The organism is Aeromonas sp. HMWF017 (assembly GCF_003061465.1).
Classification (GTDB): domain Bacteria; phylum Pseudomonadota; class Gammaproteobacteria; order Enterobacterales; family Aeromonadaceae; genus Aeromonas; species Aeromonas veronii.
The window spans coordinates 1-15,551 of sequence record NZ_QAJD01000168.1 but is presented as its reverse complement, the minus strand read 5'-3'; the positions used below and the strand labels follow the sequence as shown (position 1 = coordinate 15,551).

The 15,551-nt window shown below is 56.1% G+C and carries 13 protein-coding genes; 6 read left to right on the top strand and 7 right to left on the bottom strand.

All coding sequences use genetic code 11. From position 1 onward, the window contains the following. Positions 1–239: 239 nt before the first annotated feature. On the top strand, positions 240–1,076 hold the full coding sequence (gene tcdA, locus DBR30_RS18630) for a tRNA cyclic N6-threonylcarbamoyladenosine(37) synthase TcdA (RefSeq protein WP_108541734.1): 837 nt from the start codon (positions 240–242) through the stop codon (positions 1,074–1,076). A 21-nt stretch (positions 1,077–1,097) separates the two neighbouring features. On the opposite strand, the gene DBR30_RS18625 is transcribed toward tcdA, so the two are convergent. Further along, the gene (locus DBR30_RS18625; protein WP_181363628.1) at positions 1,098–1,532 is read right to left on the bottom strand and encodes a SufE family protein; all 435 of its coding nucleotides are present in this window, start codon (positions 1,530–1,532) and stop codon (positions 1,098–1,100) included. A gap of 13 nt (positions 1,533–1,545) precedes the next feature. Next, complete coding sequence (locus tag DBR30_RS18620; protein WP_108541736.1) at positions 1,546–2,766, bottom strand: aminotransferase class V-fold PLP-dependent enzyme; 1,221 nt, start codon at positions 2,764–2,766, stop codon at positions 1,546–1,548. 180 nt (positions 2,767–2,946) lie between these two features. Between DBR30_RS18620 and rep the strand changes: the two genes are divergently transcribed. Further along, positions 2,947–4,959: a DNA helicase Rep gene (rep, locus tag DBR30_RS18610; RefSeq protein WP_108541737.1), complete on the top strand. Its 2,013-nt coding sequence runs from the start codon at positions 2,947–2,949 to the stop codon at positions 4,957–4,959. Between the two features lie 2 nt (positions 4,960–4,961). Here rep and DBR30_RS18605 read toward each other — a convergent pair whose 3' ends face one another. The 5 genes from DBR30_RS18605 to DBR30_RS18585 all read right to left on the bottom strand — a co-directional run bounded on the left by DBR30_RS18605 (position 4,962) and on the right by DBR30_RS18585 (position 11,010). Further along, positions 4,962–7,238: a putative bifunctional diguanylate cyclase/phosphodiesterase gene (locus tag DBR30_RS18605; protein WP_108588472.1), complete on the bottom strand. Its 2,277-nt coding sequence runs from the start codon at positions 7,236–7,238 to the stop codon at positions 4,962–4,964. Between the two features lie 84 nt (positions 7,239–7,322). Next, positions 7,323–7,778 carry a c-type cytochrome gene (locus tag DBR30_RS18600; RefSeq protein WP_041234042.1) on the bottom strand — a complete coding sequence of 152 codons (456 nt, stop codon included), beginning with the start codon at positions 7,776–7,778 and terminating at the stop codon, positions 7,323–7,325. 197 nt (positions 7,779–7,975) lie between these two features. After that, complete coding sequence (gene tdh / locus DBR30_RS18595) at positions 7,976–9,004, bottom strand: L-threonine 3-dehydrogenase (RefSeq protein WP_108541738.1); 1,029 nt, start codon at positions 9,002–9,004, stop codon at positions 7,976–7,978. Between the two features lie 55 nt (positions 9,005–9,059). After that, positions 9,060–10,250: a glycine C-acetyltransferase gene (locus tag DBR30_RS18590; RefSeq protein WP_005342487.1), complete on the bottom strand. Its 1,191-nt coding sequence runs from the start codon at positions 10,248–10,250 to the stop codon at positions 9,060–9,062. Between the two features lie 115 nt (positions 10,251–10,365). Then, positions 10,366–11,010, bottom strand: coding sequence for a TetR/AcrR family transcriptional regulator (locus DBR30_RS18585; protein ID WP_005340848.1), 645 nt, complete (start codon positions 11,008–11,010; stop codon positions 10,366–10,368). A 158-nt stretch (positions 11,011–11,168) separates the two neighbouring features. Between DBR30_RS18585 and rfaD the strand changes: the two genes are divergently transcribed. The 4 genes from rfaD to DBR30_RS21125 form a co-directional block, all read left to right on the top strand. Next, positions 11,169–12,125, top strand: coding sequence for an ADP-glyceromanno-heptose 6-epimerase (gene rfaD / locus DBR30_RS18580; protein ID WP_005340846.1), 957 nt, complete (start codon positions 11,169–11,171; stop codon positions 12,123–12,125). Positions 12,126–12,243: 118 nt separating this feature from the next. Next, a complete protein-coding gene (locus DBR30_RS18575; RefSeq protein ID WP_108541739.1) occupies positions 12,244–14,004 on the top strand; it encodes a polysaccharide deacetylase family protein in 1,761 nt (586 codons plus the stop codon). A 3-nt stretch (positions 14,005–14,007) separates the two neighbouring features. Then, entirely contained in the window at positions 14,008–15,234 is a 1,227-nt protein-coding gene (locus DBR30_RS18570) for an O-antigen ligase family protein (RefSeq protein ID WP_108541740.1), read from the top strand. Then, on the top strand, positions 15,231–15,551 hold a 321-nt coding region (locus DBR30_RS21125), incomplete at its 3' end, for a glycosyltransferase family 9 protein (RefSeq protein WP_146181101.1). The genes DBR30_RS18570 and DBR30_RS21125, both read left to right, overlap by 4 nt.

Here is a 15,551-nt window from a genome sequence, read left to right as displayed (position 1 = left end):
GATGGTAGTGTGGCATTCGCCATGCGAGAGTAGGACACTGCCAGGCACCCAATACAAGAAACCCCGCTCATCGAGCGGGGTTTTTTATTGCCTGCAATTCATAAAGTCGTCTAATAACTGACCTTTTATTCCCTCTTCCCTGCCGCTTTCTCCATTTTCCTCCTCGATTTTCTCCGGTTCTGCCATCGCCGCTGGCGGTGGTTGCCGTTATAATGGCCGCCCTCAAGCAAGGTGGTGGTATGAAAGCAGAATATCTACAGCGATTCGGGGGCATTGCCCGTCTTTATGGTCAGAATGCCCTGCGTTCCTTTAGCCGGGCCAAGGTCTGTGTGGTGGGGATCGGCGGCGTGGGCTCCTGGGCGGCCGAGGCGCTGGCTCGTGCTGGCATCAACCAGATCACCCTGATCGACATGGACGATATCTGCATCACCAACACCAATCGCCAGATCCACGCTATGCAGGGTACGGTCGGTCGCCTCAAGACCGAGGTGATGGCCGAGCGCATTCGCGCCATCAATCCAGATTGCGACGTGATCGAGGTAGACGATTTCGTCACCGCCGATAACCTGGCCGAGCATATCAAGCGGGAGTTTGACTATGTGGTGGACGCCATCGACTCGGTCAAGGCCAAGGTGGCGCTGATTGCCTTCTGCAAGCGCAACAAGATCCCGGTGATCGTGGCCGGCGGTGCTGGCGGGCAGATGGACCCGACCCAAATTACCGTGGCCGATCTGGCCAAGACTATTCAGGATCCGTTGGCGGCCAAGGTGCGCTCCGATCTGCGCCGGTTGCACAACTTCAGCAAGAATCCGGCGCGCAAGTTCGGGGTGGAGTGTGTCTTCTCAACCGAGCAGCTGAGTTATCCGGATGGCAATGGTGGCACCTGTCAGGCCAAGGCGGCCAGCGATGGCACCATGAAGATGGATTGCGCCTCCGGCTTTGGCGCGGTGACGCCGGTGACGGCAACCTTTGGGCTGGTTGCCGCATCCCGAGTATTGAAGAAGATTGCCGAACGGGGCGCCCGAGCCGAGAAAGAGGCCGGGAATGAAGAAGTAGGGTCGATTGGCGAAGCCTAATCGACCTCTGCACAAAGCGGATTAGACTGCCTGCTCCAGGATCGCCAGCACGATCGCTCTGAGCCCGTTACCTCGTGACGGGCTCAAGTGTTTCTCAAGTCCCAGTTCGGTGAAATACCCTTCCATATCAAATGCCTGGATCGCCGCAGACGATTGGTGGTTGAGTGCCGCCAGCACGATGACGATAAGGCCACGCACGATGCGAGCATCGGAATCACAGGCAAAGTGCCAGCAGCCATCCTCGCTTTGTTCTCCCTTCAGCCAAGCCTGGCTTTCACACCCCTTGAGGCGAAACTCCTCCTGCTGCCATTCGCCGGGTAGTGTCGGCAGCTGCCTGCCGAGCTGGATGATGAGCCGGTACTGGTTTTCCCAGCCGTGAGCGGCGGCAAACTGCTGGCGGATGGTGTCGGTGTTGGGCTCAAGGCCGATCCGGGTATAGCTTGCGAGGTCACTCATTCGGTTGTCTGCCTTAGAAGAAGTCACTGAGTTTGTGCAGGGCGGCCAGCAGGGCGTCGACATCATCCCGATTGTTGTAGCAGGCCAGCGAGGCGCGCAGGGTGCCGCCGATCCCGAGCGATTCCATCAGTGGCATGGCGCAGTGATGGCCGACTCGCAGGGCGATCCCCTGCATATCGAGCAGGGTGGCGGCATCTTGCGGGTGAATGTCATCGAGCAGGAAAGAGACCGCGCCGGCGCGCTGATTGGGTTCGCCGACCAGACGCAGCCCTGGCACCTGTTGCAGACCAGCGACCAGATAGTCGGTCAGTACCTGCTCATGCTTGGCGAGCCATTGCCGGTCTTGTGTCATCACAAAGTCGATGGCGGCGGCGAGGCCAATCGCGCCAGCGATATGAGGGGTGCCCGCCTCGAACTTGAAGGGCAGGCTATTGAAGGTGGTACCGCTGAAACTGACCCGATCGATCATCTCGCCACCTGCTTGCCAGGGCGGCATCCGTTCCAATAGCTCGGTGCGGCCCCACAACACGCCGATGCCGGTCGGGCCATAGAGCTTGTGACCGGAGAAGGCGTAGAAGTCGCAACCTATGGCCTGCACATCCACCTCGAGATGAGCCACCGCCTGGGCACCGTCGATCAGTGTTACGGCGCCAACCGCTTTGGCGGCTGCCACTATTCGGGCGACCGGATTGACGGTACCGAGGGCATTGGAGACCTGGGCCACGCTCACCAGCCGGGTGTGTGGCCCTAGCATGGCGTGATAGGCGGCCAGATCGAGATCGCCCCGCTTATCAAGGGGGATAACTCGGATCACCGCGCCGGTGCGTTGGGCGACCAGTTGCCACGGGACGATATTGGCGTGATGCTCCAGGGTGCTGAGGATGATTTCGTCCCCCGCCTTGAGCTCGCTCATCCCCCAGCTCTGGGCCACCAGATTGATCGCTTCCGTGGTGCCGCGAGTCCAGATCACTTCGTGGCTACGGTGCGCATTGATAAAGCGAGCGACCGTTTCGCGGGCAGCTTCGAAGGCGTGGGTCGCGCGGCCACTCAGGGCGTGGGCGGCGCGGTGCACGTTGGCGTTGTCGGCCCGATAGTAGTGAGCGATGGCATCCAGCACCTTTTGCGGTTTCTGGGTGGTGGCGGCGTTGTCCAGATAGACCAGAGGGTGACCGTTTACCTCCTGCGCCAAGGCCGGAAACTGGCTGCGCAGTTGGTCATGCCGTTGCTGATTCATGCTCCCCTCACTATCTGGAAAAAGTCATCATTTCGAAGGTCGGCCATGATCCTGAAAATAGCGCCCGAATACAAGGTGCGATAAGCCCGATTGGCGGTTGCCTGCCGTGCAGCAGGTACGGCTCGTCGGGTGATTTCTGGTACAATGCCGCCCCTCATCATAAGCCAAGAGATCCGGCCCATGAAGCTCAACCCCAATCAGAACGAAGCGGTCAAGTATGTCTCCGGCCCTTGCCTGGTGCTGGCGGGTGCCGGATCGGGCAAGACCCGTGTCATCACCAACAAGATTGCCTATCTGGTGCAGCAGTGCGGCTACAGTGCGCGAAACATCGCTGCGGTCACCTTTACCAACAAGGCGGCGCGGGAGATGAAGGAGCGGGTCGGCCAGACTTTGGGTCGCAAGGAGGCGCGGGGGCTGATGGTCTCCACCTTCCATACCCTGGGTCTCGATATTATTCGTCGTGAGCACAAGAGCCTGAATCTCAAGGCCAACTTCTCCCTGTTCGACGACACCGACCAGCTGGCGCTGCTGAAAGAATTGACTGAAGACGAGCTCGACAACGACAAGGACAAGCTCTCGGCCCTTATCAGCCAGATCTCCAACTGGAAGAACGACCTCATCCTACCCGCTCGCGCCATGCGCATCGCCCGCGGGCCGGAAGAGGTGTTGATGGCCCAGCTCTACGAGCGCTATCACCGCCAGATGGTGGCCTACAACGCACTGGATTTTGACGACCTCATCGTGATGCCGACCCTGCTGCTCAAGAGTAATCAGGAGGTGCGCGAGCGTTGGCAGAACAAGATCCGCTATCTGCTGGTCGATGAGTACCAAGACACCAACACCAGCCAGTACGAGCTGGTGAAGCAGATCGTCGGCGAGCGGGCCCGCTTTACCGTGGTGGGGGACGACGACCAGTCCATCTACTCCTGGCGCGGCGCCAAGCCGCAGAATCTGGTGCTGCTGAGCGAGGATTTCCCCAGCCTCAAACTGATCAAGCTGGAACAGAACTACCGCTCCAAGCGGCGGATCCTCAAGTGCGCCAACATCCTGATCGCCAACAACCCGCACGTCTATGACAAGGCGCTCTTCTCCGAGCTTGATGAGGGGGTGAAGCTCAAGGTGCTGTTCGCCAAGAACGAGGAGCACGAAGCGGAGCGGATCGCCGCCGAGATGATGGGCCACAAGTTTATGAACCGCACCCGGTTCAAGGATTACGCCATCCTCTATCGGGGCAACCATCAGTCGCGCATCTTCGAGAAGGCGTTGATGACCAACCGGATTCCTTATCGCATCTCCGGCGGCACCTCGTTCTTCTCCCGCACCGAGATCAAGGACATCATGGCCTACCTCAAGCTGCTGGTGAATCCGGACGAGGACACCGCCTTCCTGCGGGTGGTCAACCTGCCGCGCCGCGAGATTGGCCCCACCACCCTCGAAAAACTGGGTCAGTATGCCAATCAGCGCGGCAAGAGTCTGTTTGCCGCCAGCTTCGAGCTGGGACTGGAGCAGCACCTCTCTGGTCGTGGCCTCGTGGCCCTGCAGGCCTTTACCAACTGGCTGGTTCGCCTTGGCGATGAGGCGCTGCGCGGCAATCCGGTGGAGGCGGTGCGGGATATGATCAAGGAGATCCACTACGAAGAGTGGCTCTACGAGACCTCCCCCAGCCCGAAAGCGGCCGAGATGCGGATGCAGAACGTCTCCACCCTCTATCGCTGGATCACCGAGATGCTGGAAGGGGATGAGCTGGAGGAGTCGATGACGCTGGCTCAGGTGGTCACTCGCCTCACCTTGCGCGACATGATGGAACGCAACGAAGGTGAGGATGATGCGGATCAGGTGCAGTTGATGACGCTGCATGCCTCAAAGGGGTTGGAGTTCCCCTATGTCTACATGGTGGGGATGGAGGAGGGCTTGCTGCCCCACCAGACCAGCATAGATGAAGACAACGTGGAGGAGGAGCGGCGTCTCGCCTACGTGGGCATCACTCGGGCCCAGACCGAACTGACCTTTACCCTCTGCAAGGAGCGGCGTCAGTTTGGCGAGTCGGTGCGGCCAGAGCCGAGCCGCTTCCTGCTTGAGCTGCCGCAGGATGACCTTGAATGGGAAAACCAGAAGAAGGTGACTGCCGAGGAGCGCCAGCAGAAGGGGCAGGTCGGTGTTGCCAACCTGCGGGCGCTGTTCAAGAAGGATTAACCCTAAGGATTGGCCGGGGTCAGTAGCGGTACTATGTCTGCTCCCGGCATGGGCGGTGAGATATAGCGCCCTTGCCCCATCCGGCAGCCGATATCGATGAGCTTCTGCAACTGCTGCTGGTTCTCGATCCCCTCCACTATCAGGGTGTAATCGAGATCCTGACAGATATCCCGCATGGCGCGGATCAGCGCTAAATCTTTGGGTGATTGCAGCATCCGCTGGGTAAAGCTGTCATCCACCTTGATGTAATCCACCGGGAAGTGGAACAGGGCGTTGAGGGAGGAGAAGCCGGTGCCGAAATCATCTAGGCTGATCTGGATACCCTTGGATCTCAGGTCATGCAGTGATGCCAGCGCATCGGAATCTTGCCGCGACAGCTCCCGCTCGTTGAATTCAAAGATCAGATATCCTGGGGCAACGCCCTCTTCCTCGATGATCCCCATCAGCCGCATGATGTGGTCATGGTTGACCAGATGCTTGCCCGACAGATTGATGGCGACCTTGAACTTGCCCTGCCCGGAGATTGGCAGCCAGTTCTTCAGTTGCTGACAGGTGTGGCGCAGGATCTGGTAATCCAGCTCCAGAATAAGGCCGCACTGCTCCGCCAGCGGAATAAAGTCGAACGCATCCTTCAGAATCCCCTCCTCGGTCAGCCAGCGCGCCATCACTTCCAGTCCGGTCAGGCGGCTATCCTGCAGCCGGATCACCGGTTGGAAATAGGGGACGATACGCCCCTCCCGCAGGGCTCTGGCCAGCATCTCTTCCGGCGAATTCCAGTTCTGATTGATGCAATCATCCGAGTAGCTGACGATGCGACTGCGACCATTGCGCTTGGCCTGATACATGGCCAGATCGGCCTGATGGAGCAGCTGGCTGATATCTGAGGTTTGCTCGGATACGCTCGATACCCCAAGGCTGACGGTAATGCTCAACTCGTTGCCGAGTAGCCGGAACGGGTAGGAGAGACGGCTGATAATGCGGTTGAGCACCGGGCTGATGTCATCGTCGCTCTTGCTGCTGTCCAGATAGATGACGAACTCATCGCCCCCCAGTCTGGCCACCAGATCGTTTTGCCGGATGCAGGTTTGCAGGCGGCGGCTCACCTCCTTGAGCAGCTGATCGCCTGCGCTGTGGCCCAAGGTGTCATTGATCTGCTTGAAGTGATCCACATCGATAAAAATCACCGCAAATCCCGGCGATTTGTAGCGGTTGTAGTGGGTCATGGCGTGGTTGAGGTGGTTCATCAACAGCGCGCGGTTGGGCAGCTGGGTCAGCGGGTCGTGAAGCGCATCGAATTGCAGCCGCCGTTCCAGCTCCTGATGCTGCTTGAGCTGCTTTTGCAGCCTGAGGTTGGTCTGACGTAGCTGTTGCAGCCGCTGGTTGATGGAGTCTTCGGTATTGATGTCGTTGAGCTGCTGGCGGATCCGTCTCAGCTCCAGCAGCAGGGTGAGCTGGCCACGCAGAAAGTCGAGAAACAGCTTGTCGTCGGTCTCCAGCGGTTGAGCCGTGCTGATGATGAAGTGGGCGAAGTACTGTTGTTGCAGCCGTAGTGGCATGCTGTGCCAGTAGCGTGACTCCCTGCACACCTCGATATTGCTGGTGCTGTGGCACAAGCCGCTGATGAACTCGTCTCCCTGATGGGGATGGGCAGGGTAGATCTTTTCCAGCTTCTGACTGGTTAACCTGACCAGCAGCATGTCCTCAATGGTGAGCATCTGGCGCAGTACCGCTTCCAGTTGGGAGAAGAGCGCCTGAGCCGGCAGGGTATTGGCGAGCCGCATGATGCGGCTGATGCTCTCGATTTTCTTTTTCCAGTTCGGGTCTTTGCGGATCAGCGGCGAAGGGAGCTCGGTAAGATGGGATCCCGCCTGGGTTTCGGTCAGCCGTTTGGCCAGACACTCCAGCAGCAGGCGCAGGGTCGGCAGGTCGGCTGGGGTGCCACGCGCCAGCAACCACTGTATCTGGCCATGCTCAATGGGGAAGACGCACCACCCTTCGGCCTCATCCAGCTGGGTGAGCTGATCGGTGATGCGGGACTGCTCCCGGCCCAGCTGTTGCTTGAAGATGTCGCTGACCTTGTAGGCGTAAAGCCAGTTCAGGCCGGTATCAGAGAGGCCCAGCATGCCGAAATGTTGCAGCGGGCAGAGTTGGTCAATCTGCTGGATCAGGGCATCGTAATCGTCAGACGTGGCGGTTTGTGGCGCCGGGAAGTCCATAATGGCAGAGACCAACGCCAACAGAGGAGTTGAGTAGTGGGGTTCGATGGATTGGGACGACATGTGCAACTCCCGATATGTCTACCTTACAAGAGTAGTCGGAAGCCGATAGATTGAAAGGGCCGCAATTGCGGCCCTTTCAAATACTTACAGCTTGTCGATCATGTAGTGGATGGCGTTTTCAATCTCTTCATCACTACAGTTCGCACAGGTGCCGCGCGGAGGCATCATGCCGGACTTGCCGGTAAAGCCTTCAATGGCATGTTTCTTGAGAGTATCAATGCCCTGGGCAATGCGAGGATCCCAGGCGGCCTTGTCACCCCGTTTGGGGGCACCAGCGGCGCCGGTGTCGTGACAGGCAAAGCAGGCGCCCTTGTATACCGTTTCGCCATCGCGGGGACCGGAAGAAGCGGCCGCAGTCGGTGCAGCACTCGCGCCGGCAATACCTTCCAGATCCTTGGCGGTATAGACCTGACCGATTGGTTTGATCCGCTCGGCAATGGCTTCCGGTGACATCTCATCGGCAGCAAGCACTGCCCCAGACAAGCTGGCGGCCGTCATCCCGACAGCCAGCAAATAGCTCAGTTTTTTCAACACGCTCATATACTCCCAGCAGTCTTTTATTATCCATGTAAACGACGGGATTATAACCGAATAGTTACAGCCATTTAAACGCTTGTGTGTGAAGTGTTAAACACTCTGCGTACAAAGTTTTGGGCGATATCACGGCAATTCGGGTGGTGGAGATAAAAAGAAACCCGGCATTCGCCGGGTTTCGGGTACCCAAGGGGTGAAATGGGTTATTTGTCCCAGCTCAGGATCACCTTGCCGGAGTTGCCGGAGCGCATCGCATCGAACCCCTGCTGGAATTCGTCGATGTGGAATCTGTGGGTGATGATGGGGGAGAGATCCAGCCCGGACTGGATCAGGCTGGCCATTTTGTACCAGGTCTCGAACATCTCGCGGCCATAGATCCCTTTGATAAACAGCCCCTTGAAGATCACCTTGTTCCAGTCGATGGCCATGGTGGAGGGGGGGATGCCGAGCATGGCGATCTTGCCGCCATGGTTCATCTTGTCGAGCATCTCCTGGAAGGCGCTCGGGACGCCGGACATCTCCAGCCCCACGTCGAAGCCTTCGGTCATGCCCAGCTCGCTCATCACGTCGGCCAGCTTCTCCTTGGCCACGTTGACCGCGCGGGTGGCGCCCATCTTGCGGGCCAGCTCCAGTCGATATTCGTTGACGTCGGTGATCACCACGTGGCGTGCACCCACATGACGGCAGACGGCGGCGGCCATGATGCCGATGGGGCCTGCCCCGGTAATGAGCACATCTTCACCCACCAGATCGAAGGAGAGGGCGGTGTGCACCGCATTGCCGAACGGGTCGAAGATGGCAGCCAGCTCGTCCGGGATATTGTCCGGTAGTTTGAAGGCATTGAACGCGGGGATCACCAGATATTCGGCAAAGGCACCCGGGCGATTGACACCAACACCAATGGTGTTGCGGCACAGATGAGTGCGCCCGGCGCGGCAGTTGCGGCAATGACCGCAGGTGATGTGCCCTTCGCCGGAGACCCGATCGCCGATGGCGAAGCCGCGCACCTCCTGACCGATGGCGACCACTTCCCCGACATATTCGTGGCCGACCACCATGGGTACCGGAATGGTCTTCTGGGACCACTCGTCCCAGTTGTAGATGTGGATATCGGTGCCGCAGATGGCGGTTTTGCGGATCTTGATCAGCAGGTCGTTGTGGCCGAGCTCGGGGGCCGGCACATCCGTCATCCAGATGCCGACCTCTTTGTGCAGTTTGGAGAGTGCTTTCATGGCTGTTCCTTCAATATGAATGCAGAAAAAAGGGGCTGCAGCCCCTTGATTCAAATCAGATAACGCCGAGTTCACGGCCGATGCGGATAAAGGCGTCGATCGCCTTGTCCAGCTGCTCGCGGGTGTGGGCGGCAGACATCTGGGTGCGAATGCGCGCCTGACCCTTGGGCACGACCGGGAAGGAGAAGCCCACCACATAGATGCCGGCTGCCAGCATGCGGCTTGCCATTTCGGAGGCGAGTTTGGCATCCCCCAGCATCACCGGAATGATGGCGTGGTCGGCGCCTGCCAGAGTGAAGCCAGCGGCGCTCATCCGCTCGCGGAAGTAACGGCTGTTCTCTTTCAGACGTGCTCGCAGGTCGTGACCTTCCGCCAGCATGTCGATCACCTTGATGGTGGCGGCAACGATGGAGGGGGCCAGCGAGTTGGAGAAGAGGTAGGGGCGGGAGCGCTGACGCAGCCAGTCGATCACCTCTTTCTTGCCGGAGGTATAGCCGCCGGATGCGCCGCCGAGCGCCTTGCCCAGGGTGCCAGTGATGATGTCGACCCGATCCATCACGCCGCAATATTCGTGGGTGCCACGACCATTCTCGCCGATAAAGCCAACGGCGTGGGAGTCATCCACCATCACCAGCGCATCGTATTTGTCCGCCAGATCGCAGATGGATTTGAGGTCGGCGATGACCCCATCCATGGAGAAGACGCCGTCGGTGGCGATCAGCTTGAAGCGGGCGCCGTCGGCATCAGCCTGCTTGAGCTGGGCTTCCAGCTCGGCCATGTCGTTGTTGGCGTAGCGATAACGCTTGGCCTTGCACAGCCGCACGCCGTCGATGATGGAGGCGTGGTTGAGGGCATCGGAGATGATGGCATCTTCGGCACCGAAAAGGGTCTCGAACAGGCCGCCATTGGCGTCGAAGCAGGAGGAGTAGAGGATGGTGTCTTCAGTGCCGAGGAAGGCAGACATCTTCTGCTCCAGCGCTTTGTGCTGATCCTGGGTGCCGCAGATGAAGCGTACCGAGGCCATGCCGAAGCCGTGGCTGTCGAGTCCCTGATGGGCGGCGGCGATCAGATCCGGGTGGTTGGCCAATCCCAGATAGTTGTTGGCACAGAAGTTCAGTACCTGCTCACCGCCGACGGCGATGCTGGCCTGTTGGGCGGAGGTGATGATGCGCTCCTGCTTGTACAACCCTTCAGCTTGCACCTGGTTCAGTTGCTCGGTCAGGTGACGATAGAATCCGTTAGACATCCTCGATCCTTAGTGGCTATTTCAGCTGCGTATCAACAGAGGGCGACATTTTACTGCAATCTGTTGCGGTAAATTCAAATGATTGAGCTGATATTCAACAAATGTGAAACAGATCTCACCCAGCTGGTTGGGCCAGCTGACGGTAGTGCTGTTCCAGTTGCTGGATCTGTCCGGCAACCTGGGGTTGCACATAGGGGCGCAGCAGGAACAGCACCTTCAACACGCCCTGATAGAGCAGCGGTTTGGTGATGCGGGTGTTGGGGGCTTGGGCAATCTGGAACGGGATCCAGCAGGTCACCACCATCTTGATGGTCTGGCCCAGATCCGGCAGGTCTTCATCGCTGACATCGATGATGCCCCCTTCGCGCAGGCTTCTGAGCAGGGCGACCACGGAAGAACGCATCTGCTCCTGGGCCTTGAGGTACTTCTGTTGCAGCGGCTCGTCACGGCTCAGGATGTCCGGCAGATTGGCGTAGAAGAAGCGGAACTGCCACATCAGATAGAAGATGGCATCGAGATAGCCCATCAGATCCTGCAGGGTGATTTCACGGTTGCGGGTCGGCACGAAGCTCTCGCTCAGGTGACGGGCATACTGGTCGAAGATGGAGTGGATGATGTCTTCTTTATTGCGGAAGTGGTAGTAGAGGTTGCCCGGGCTGATACCCATGTGCGCCGCAATATGGTTGGTGGTGATGTTGCGTTCACCCTGATCGTTGAACAGCTCGGTCGCGCTGTGAATGATCCTGTCTCTGGTTTTCATCACTCATTCCTCCAACAGGTTCCGCTCGGGGCAGTTTTGAACAAGGTCGAATCCCCGGACGGCCCGTGATAAACTTTTCGGCAATTTCAAATTGGCTCACTATACACAGCTTTAACAAGCAGTCACATGTAGCCATCAACGTACGAGAGGCAAACTCCATGATCGTAGTAACTGGCGGTGCTGGCTTTATCGGCAGCAATCTGGTCAAGCAGCTGAACGCTCAAGGACGGACCGATATCGTGGTCATTGATGACCTGACCGACGGCACCAAGTTCGTCAACCTGGTCGATCTGACCATCGCTGACTACATGGACAAGGACGAGTTTCAGGCTCGCATCGTCTCCGGCGACGAGTTTGAAGAGTGGGACAACGGTATCGAGGTGATCTTCCACGAAGGCGCCTGCTCTGCTACCACCGAATGGAACGGCAAGTTCATCATGGAGGTCAACTACGAGTACTCCAAGGATCTGTTCCACTACTGCATCGAGCGTGAAATCCCGTTTATTTACGCCTCTTCTGCCGCGACCTACGGTGGCCGCAACGACAACTTCATCGAAGATCCCAAGTTCGAACAGCCGCTCAACGTCTACGGCTACTCCAAGCAGCTGTTTGACCAGTACGTGCGCCGCTGGATGCCGGAGATCAACTCTCAGGTTGTCGGTCTGAAGTACTTCAACGTCTACGGCCCGCGCGAGCAGCACAAAGGCTCCATGGCTTCCGTCGCCTTCCACCTCAATACCCAGGTGAAGAAGGGCGAGAATCCCAAGCTGTTCGAAGGTTGCGATGGCTTCCCGAACGGTGGTCAGATGCGTGACTTCATCTATATCGACGACGTCTGCAAGGTAAACCTCTGGTTCTGGCAGAACCCGCAGCACTCCGGCATCTTCAACTGCGGTACCGGTCGTGCCGAGCCGTTCCAGAACGTGGCCGAAGCGGTGATCAAGCATCATCAGAAGGGAGCCATTGAGTACATTCCCTTCCCGGATCACCTCAAGGGTCGCTACCAGAGCTTCACCCAGGCTGACATGACCAAGCTGCGCAGCGTGGGTTATGACGCCGAGTTTAAAACCGTTGCCGAAGGGGTAGCGGATTACATGGCTTGGCTCAACCGCTAACAGGTGAGCACAACGCGGCAGTTTGAGCGCAAAACCGGAAGTGGGCACTCGCCTGCTTCCGGTTTCTGGTCTCTGTGGCTGCTTGTCGTTCCTCTCTTCTCTACCGGGTAACCGCGCGATGAATATATTGATGGCACTCTCCCAGCTCGAGGTAACGGGAGCTGAGGTCTATGCCACCACGGTCGGTAACGAACTGACCCGGCGTGGTCACAACGTCTTTTATGTGTCAGATACCCTGACCAAGCCGACGCTTGGCCCCGTCTTCAAGCTGAGATTCAACAAGCGCAGCATTCTGCGCCGCTTCTGGCACGTCTTTTACCTCATCTATCTCATCAAGAAGCATCATATTCAGTTGGTGCATGCTCACTCCCGCGCCTCCGGCTGGAGCAGCTATGTGGCTTGCAAGCTGACTGGCACCCCGATGATCACCACGGTGCATGGTCGCCAGCCGGTGCACGCTTCGCGCAAGGCCTTCCATGCACTCGGCTATCGGGCGGTTGCCGTTTGTGAAGATATTGCCCATCAGATAGTCGACAATCTGGGGGTCGATCCCGCGATCGTGCAGGTGCTGCGCAACGGTATCGAAACCGACAAATTCCAGCCTGTGCCAGCGCCAGACAACCCAAAGCCGGTGATTGCCATCATTGGCCGTTTGAGCGGCCCCAAAGGAGAGCTTTGCTACCGTCTGCTCGACGAAGTGCTCGATCTGGATGCCTGTCGGGTGCGGATTGTCAGCGGTACCAAGGTTCCGGAGCGCTTTGCCCGTTTCGAAGGACGCGCCGAGTTTGTTGGTTATGTCGATGATGTTCCCGCTCTGCTGGCTGGCAGCGATTTGGTGATAGGTGCCGGTCGGGTGGCGATGGAAGCCCTGTTGTGCGGTCGTCCAGCGTTTGCCATCGGCGAGGCCAAGGCCATCGGGCTGGTGACGGAACGAAATCTGGACGAGGCGCTGGCCAGCAATTTTGGCGATATCGGCCCCAAGGATCTGGCTATCGATTTTGCTGCCCTTAAGGGAGAAATCGAGACCGCTTTGACCAGCAAGACGGTGCCGGAAGCCATTCGGCAACGCATTCAAGATGAGTATGGCTTGCAGGGGGTAGTATCCGGCCTCGAAACCATCTATCAGGATGCCGTAGTCGAAACCCTGCGCCGCGAGATGCCCGTCATCATGTACCACCGCTTTATCGAACAGGATAGCGAGAAAGGGGTGCATGGCACCTGGATGCCGATCACCATGTTCGAGAAGCATCTGCGACTGATGAAGTGGCTCGGCTACGAAACCCTGACTTTCCGCGATTTGGCGGACAAAGGCTTTATCCACCGTCTGCAATACGGCAAGAAGTACCTGATGATCACCGCCGATGACGGCTATCAGGACAACCTGACCCGCATGCTGCCGCTGCTGGAAAAATATGGTTATAAAGCTGTGGTGTACGTGGTCACCGGTGAAGGCTATAACCGTTGGGATGTGGAGCATCCGACCAATCCGGACACCAAGGTTTCATTGATGAGTGGTGAGCAGGTCAAGGCGTTGGCCGCCAGCGGTCATGTGGAAATTGGTGGTCATACCCTGACCCATCCCCGCTTGAGCAAGCTCACACCCGAACAACAAGCCCATGAAATTCAGGAGAATAAACGCCAACTGGAGGCCCTGCTTGGCCATCCGTTGCTCTCGTTTGCCTACCCTTACGGAGATATGAACGAGAGTGCCAAGGAGCAGGCTATCGCTGCCGGGTATCGTTTTGCCGTTGCTACCAATAGCGGCCCCAAAGCGATGCACCAGGACCCCTACCAGATCCGCCGGATTGCTATCTTCCCCCGAACCGATGTGTTCGGATTGTGGCGCAAAATTCGCGGGAATTATGTGTTCAGGAAATAACTTGTGAATTTAGATAAAAATTGCCTACGACTAAATATTATTGTGCAATTTGCAGCTTTTTTATTTGGTGCAATAGTTTTAACTGTTCCCAGTGGTTATGGATATGGGCCCAGCATTTTAGTTTTGGCAAGTGCTTTTGTCTTTTGGCGTAAAAGGTATTATTTGGCAATGAGTTCTGAGGTGAAAATATTATCATATATATTCATCTCTTTTTTTATCATCCAAGCCGTGTCAATCTGGATTGATGGTGGTGCTCTCAAAGAGTTAGACCGACCAAGTCGCCTATTAATGGCTGCAATGACATTGCCTTTATTGAGTTTATTTCCTGTAAATATTAACGTGTTTATTGCGGGGCTTTCTATAGGAGCAATTAGTTCAGGTCTAATTGCGATATATGAGAAAGTTTATTTAGGAATGCCACGAGCTTTTGATGAAAGCATGCCAATTCAGTCAGGAAATATCAGCATGACATTGGCATTGTTATGTCTGTGTGCTTTTTTTTGGTTCCGCCATTTAGGGAAGAAAAGCATTGCTGCCTTTATGCTTCTTTCATTTTTAATGGGGGGTATAGGCAGTTTTCTCTCCGGGACCAGAGGTGGCTGGGTTTTACTTCCAATCGTATTGTTTACAATAGTTTTTTATTTTAGAAAACAGCTATCCTTCAAAGATGGTCTCTATGCAAGTACAGTATGTGCCTTATTGTTTTTCTTGGCTATGCTTCCGCAAAGTGGCGTAATGGACAGGATATATAATGCGAAAGCAGATGTTGTTCATTATTTTGATGGTGTGAACCCGGATACATCTCTAGGCATTCGATTGCAGTTGTGGAAAAGTGCATATAACTCTTTTCTGGAAAAACCAATTTTTGGTTGGGGAAATAACGGTATTCGCTTATCACAATTAAACCAATATAATAATGGTTCTATATCCGAGTTTATTTATAATTTTAACTCACATGCACATAATCAATTTTTAGATGAAATGGCTAAACGCGGTATTATTGGCTTCTTGATGTTAGCTCTGCTGTACTTTTATCCACTTTGGGTTGCGAGTAAAAATAGAGATAACTTATTGGTCAGTAGTATGTTGGCGGTTTCATCATTAACTCTTGTTGATTATAGCTTGAGTCAAGCATTTATAAGTCATAACTCCGGGATGATATTCTTCATGTTTTTATTTTCGGCATTAATTACCACAATAAAGGTATCGCCTTTGGAGGGAAGAAAATGATTAAGAAATTGCAATCATGGCGCGATATCATTCGTCGTAAAATAGGGATTGTGCTTTTTGACCGATCTTTGAAATCAGCTTCAAGTGATGATGGTGCTATAGTCTTTGTTCGTTGGGATGCCAAATTAGGGGATGCCATAGTATCATCTTGGGTTGCTCGTGAAATAAAAAAGAAATTTCCAGGCAAAAAAGTAGTTGCAATTACAACCCCTGAGATGAGGTCTTTATTTAAAAACCAATTTCTTTTTGATGAAGTTTATTCTATTCCGAAAAGACCAAGTTATGCAGCACTCGCCTCATTGGCTAGAGATATAGGA

Excerpts from the sequence above, each read along its gene's own strand:
- DBR30_RS18625 (WP_181363628.1), bottom strand. The coding sequence starts at position 1,532 with ATGAGTGACCTCGCAAGCTATACCCGGATCGGCCTTGAGCCCAACACC.
- DBR30_RS18575 (WP_108541739.1), top strand. The coding sequence starts at position 12,244 with ATGAATATATTGATGGCACTCTCCCAGCTCGAGGTAACGGGAGCTGAG.
- DBR30_RS18600 (WP_041234042.1), bottom strand. The coding sequence starts at position 7,778 with ATGAGCGTGTTGAAAAAACTGAGCTATTTGCTGGCTGTCGGGATGACG.
- DBR30_RS18605 (WP_108588472.1), bottom strand. The coding sequence starts at position 7,238 with ATGTCGTCCCAATCCATCGAACCCCACTACTCAACTCCTCTGTTGGCG.
- rep (WP_108541737.1), top strand. The coding sequence starts at position 2,947 with ATGAAGCTCAACCCCAATCAGAACGAAGCGGTCAAGTATGTCTCCGGC.
- rfaD (WP_005340846.1), top strand. The coding sequence starts at position 11,169 with ATGATCGTAGTAACTGGCGGTGCTGGCTTTATCGGCAGCAATCTGGTC.
- DBR30_RS18620 (WP_108541736.1), bottom strand. The coding sequence starts at position 2,766 with ATGAATCAGCAACGGCATGACCAACTGCGCAGCCAGTTTCCGGCCTTG.
- DBR30_RS18585 (WP_005340848.1), bottom strand. The coding sequence starts at position 11,010 with ATGAAAACCAGAGACAGGATCATTCACAGCGCGACCGAGCTGTTCAAC.
- DBR30_RS18590 (WP_005342487.1), bottom strand. The coding sequence starts at position 10,250 with ATGTCTAACGGATTCTATCGTCACCTGACCGAGCAACTGAACCAGGTG.
- tdh (WP_108541738.1), bottom strand. The coding sequence starts at position 9,004 with ATGAAAGCACTCTCCAAACTGCACAAAGAGGTCGGCATCTGGATGACG.
- tcdA (WP_108541734.1), top strand. The coding sequence starts at position 240 with ATGAAAGCAGAATATCTACAGCGATTCGGGGGCATTGCCCGTCTTTAT.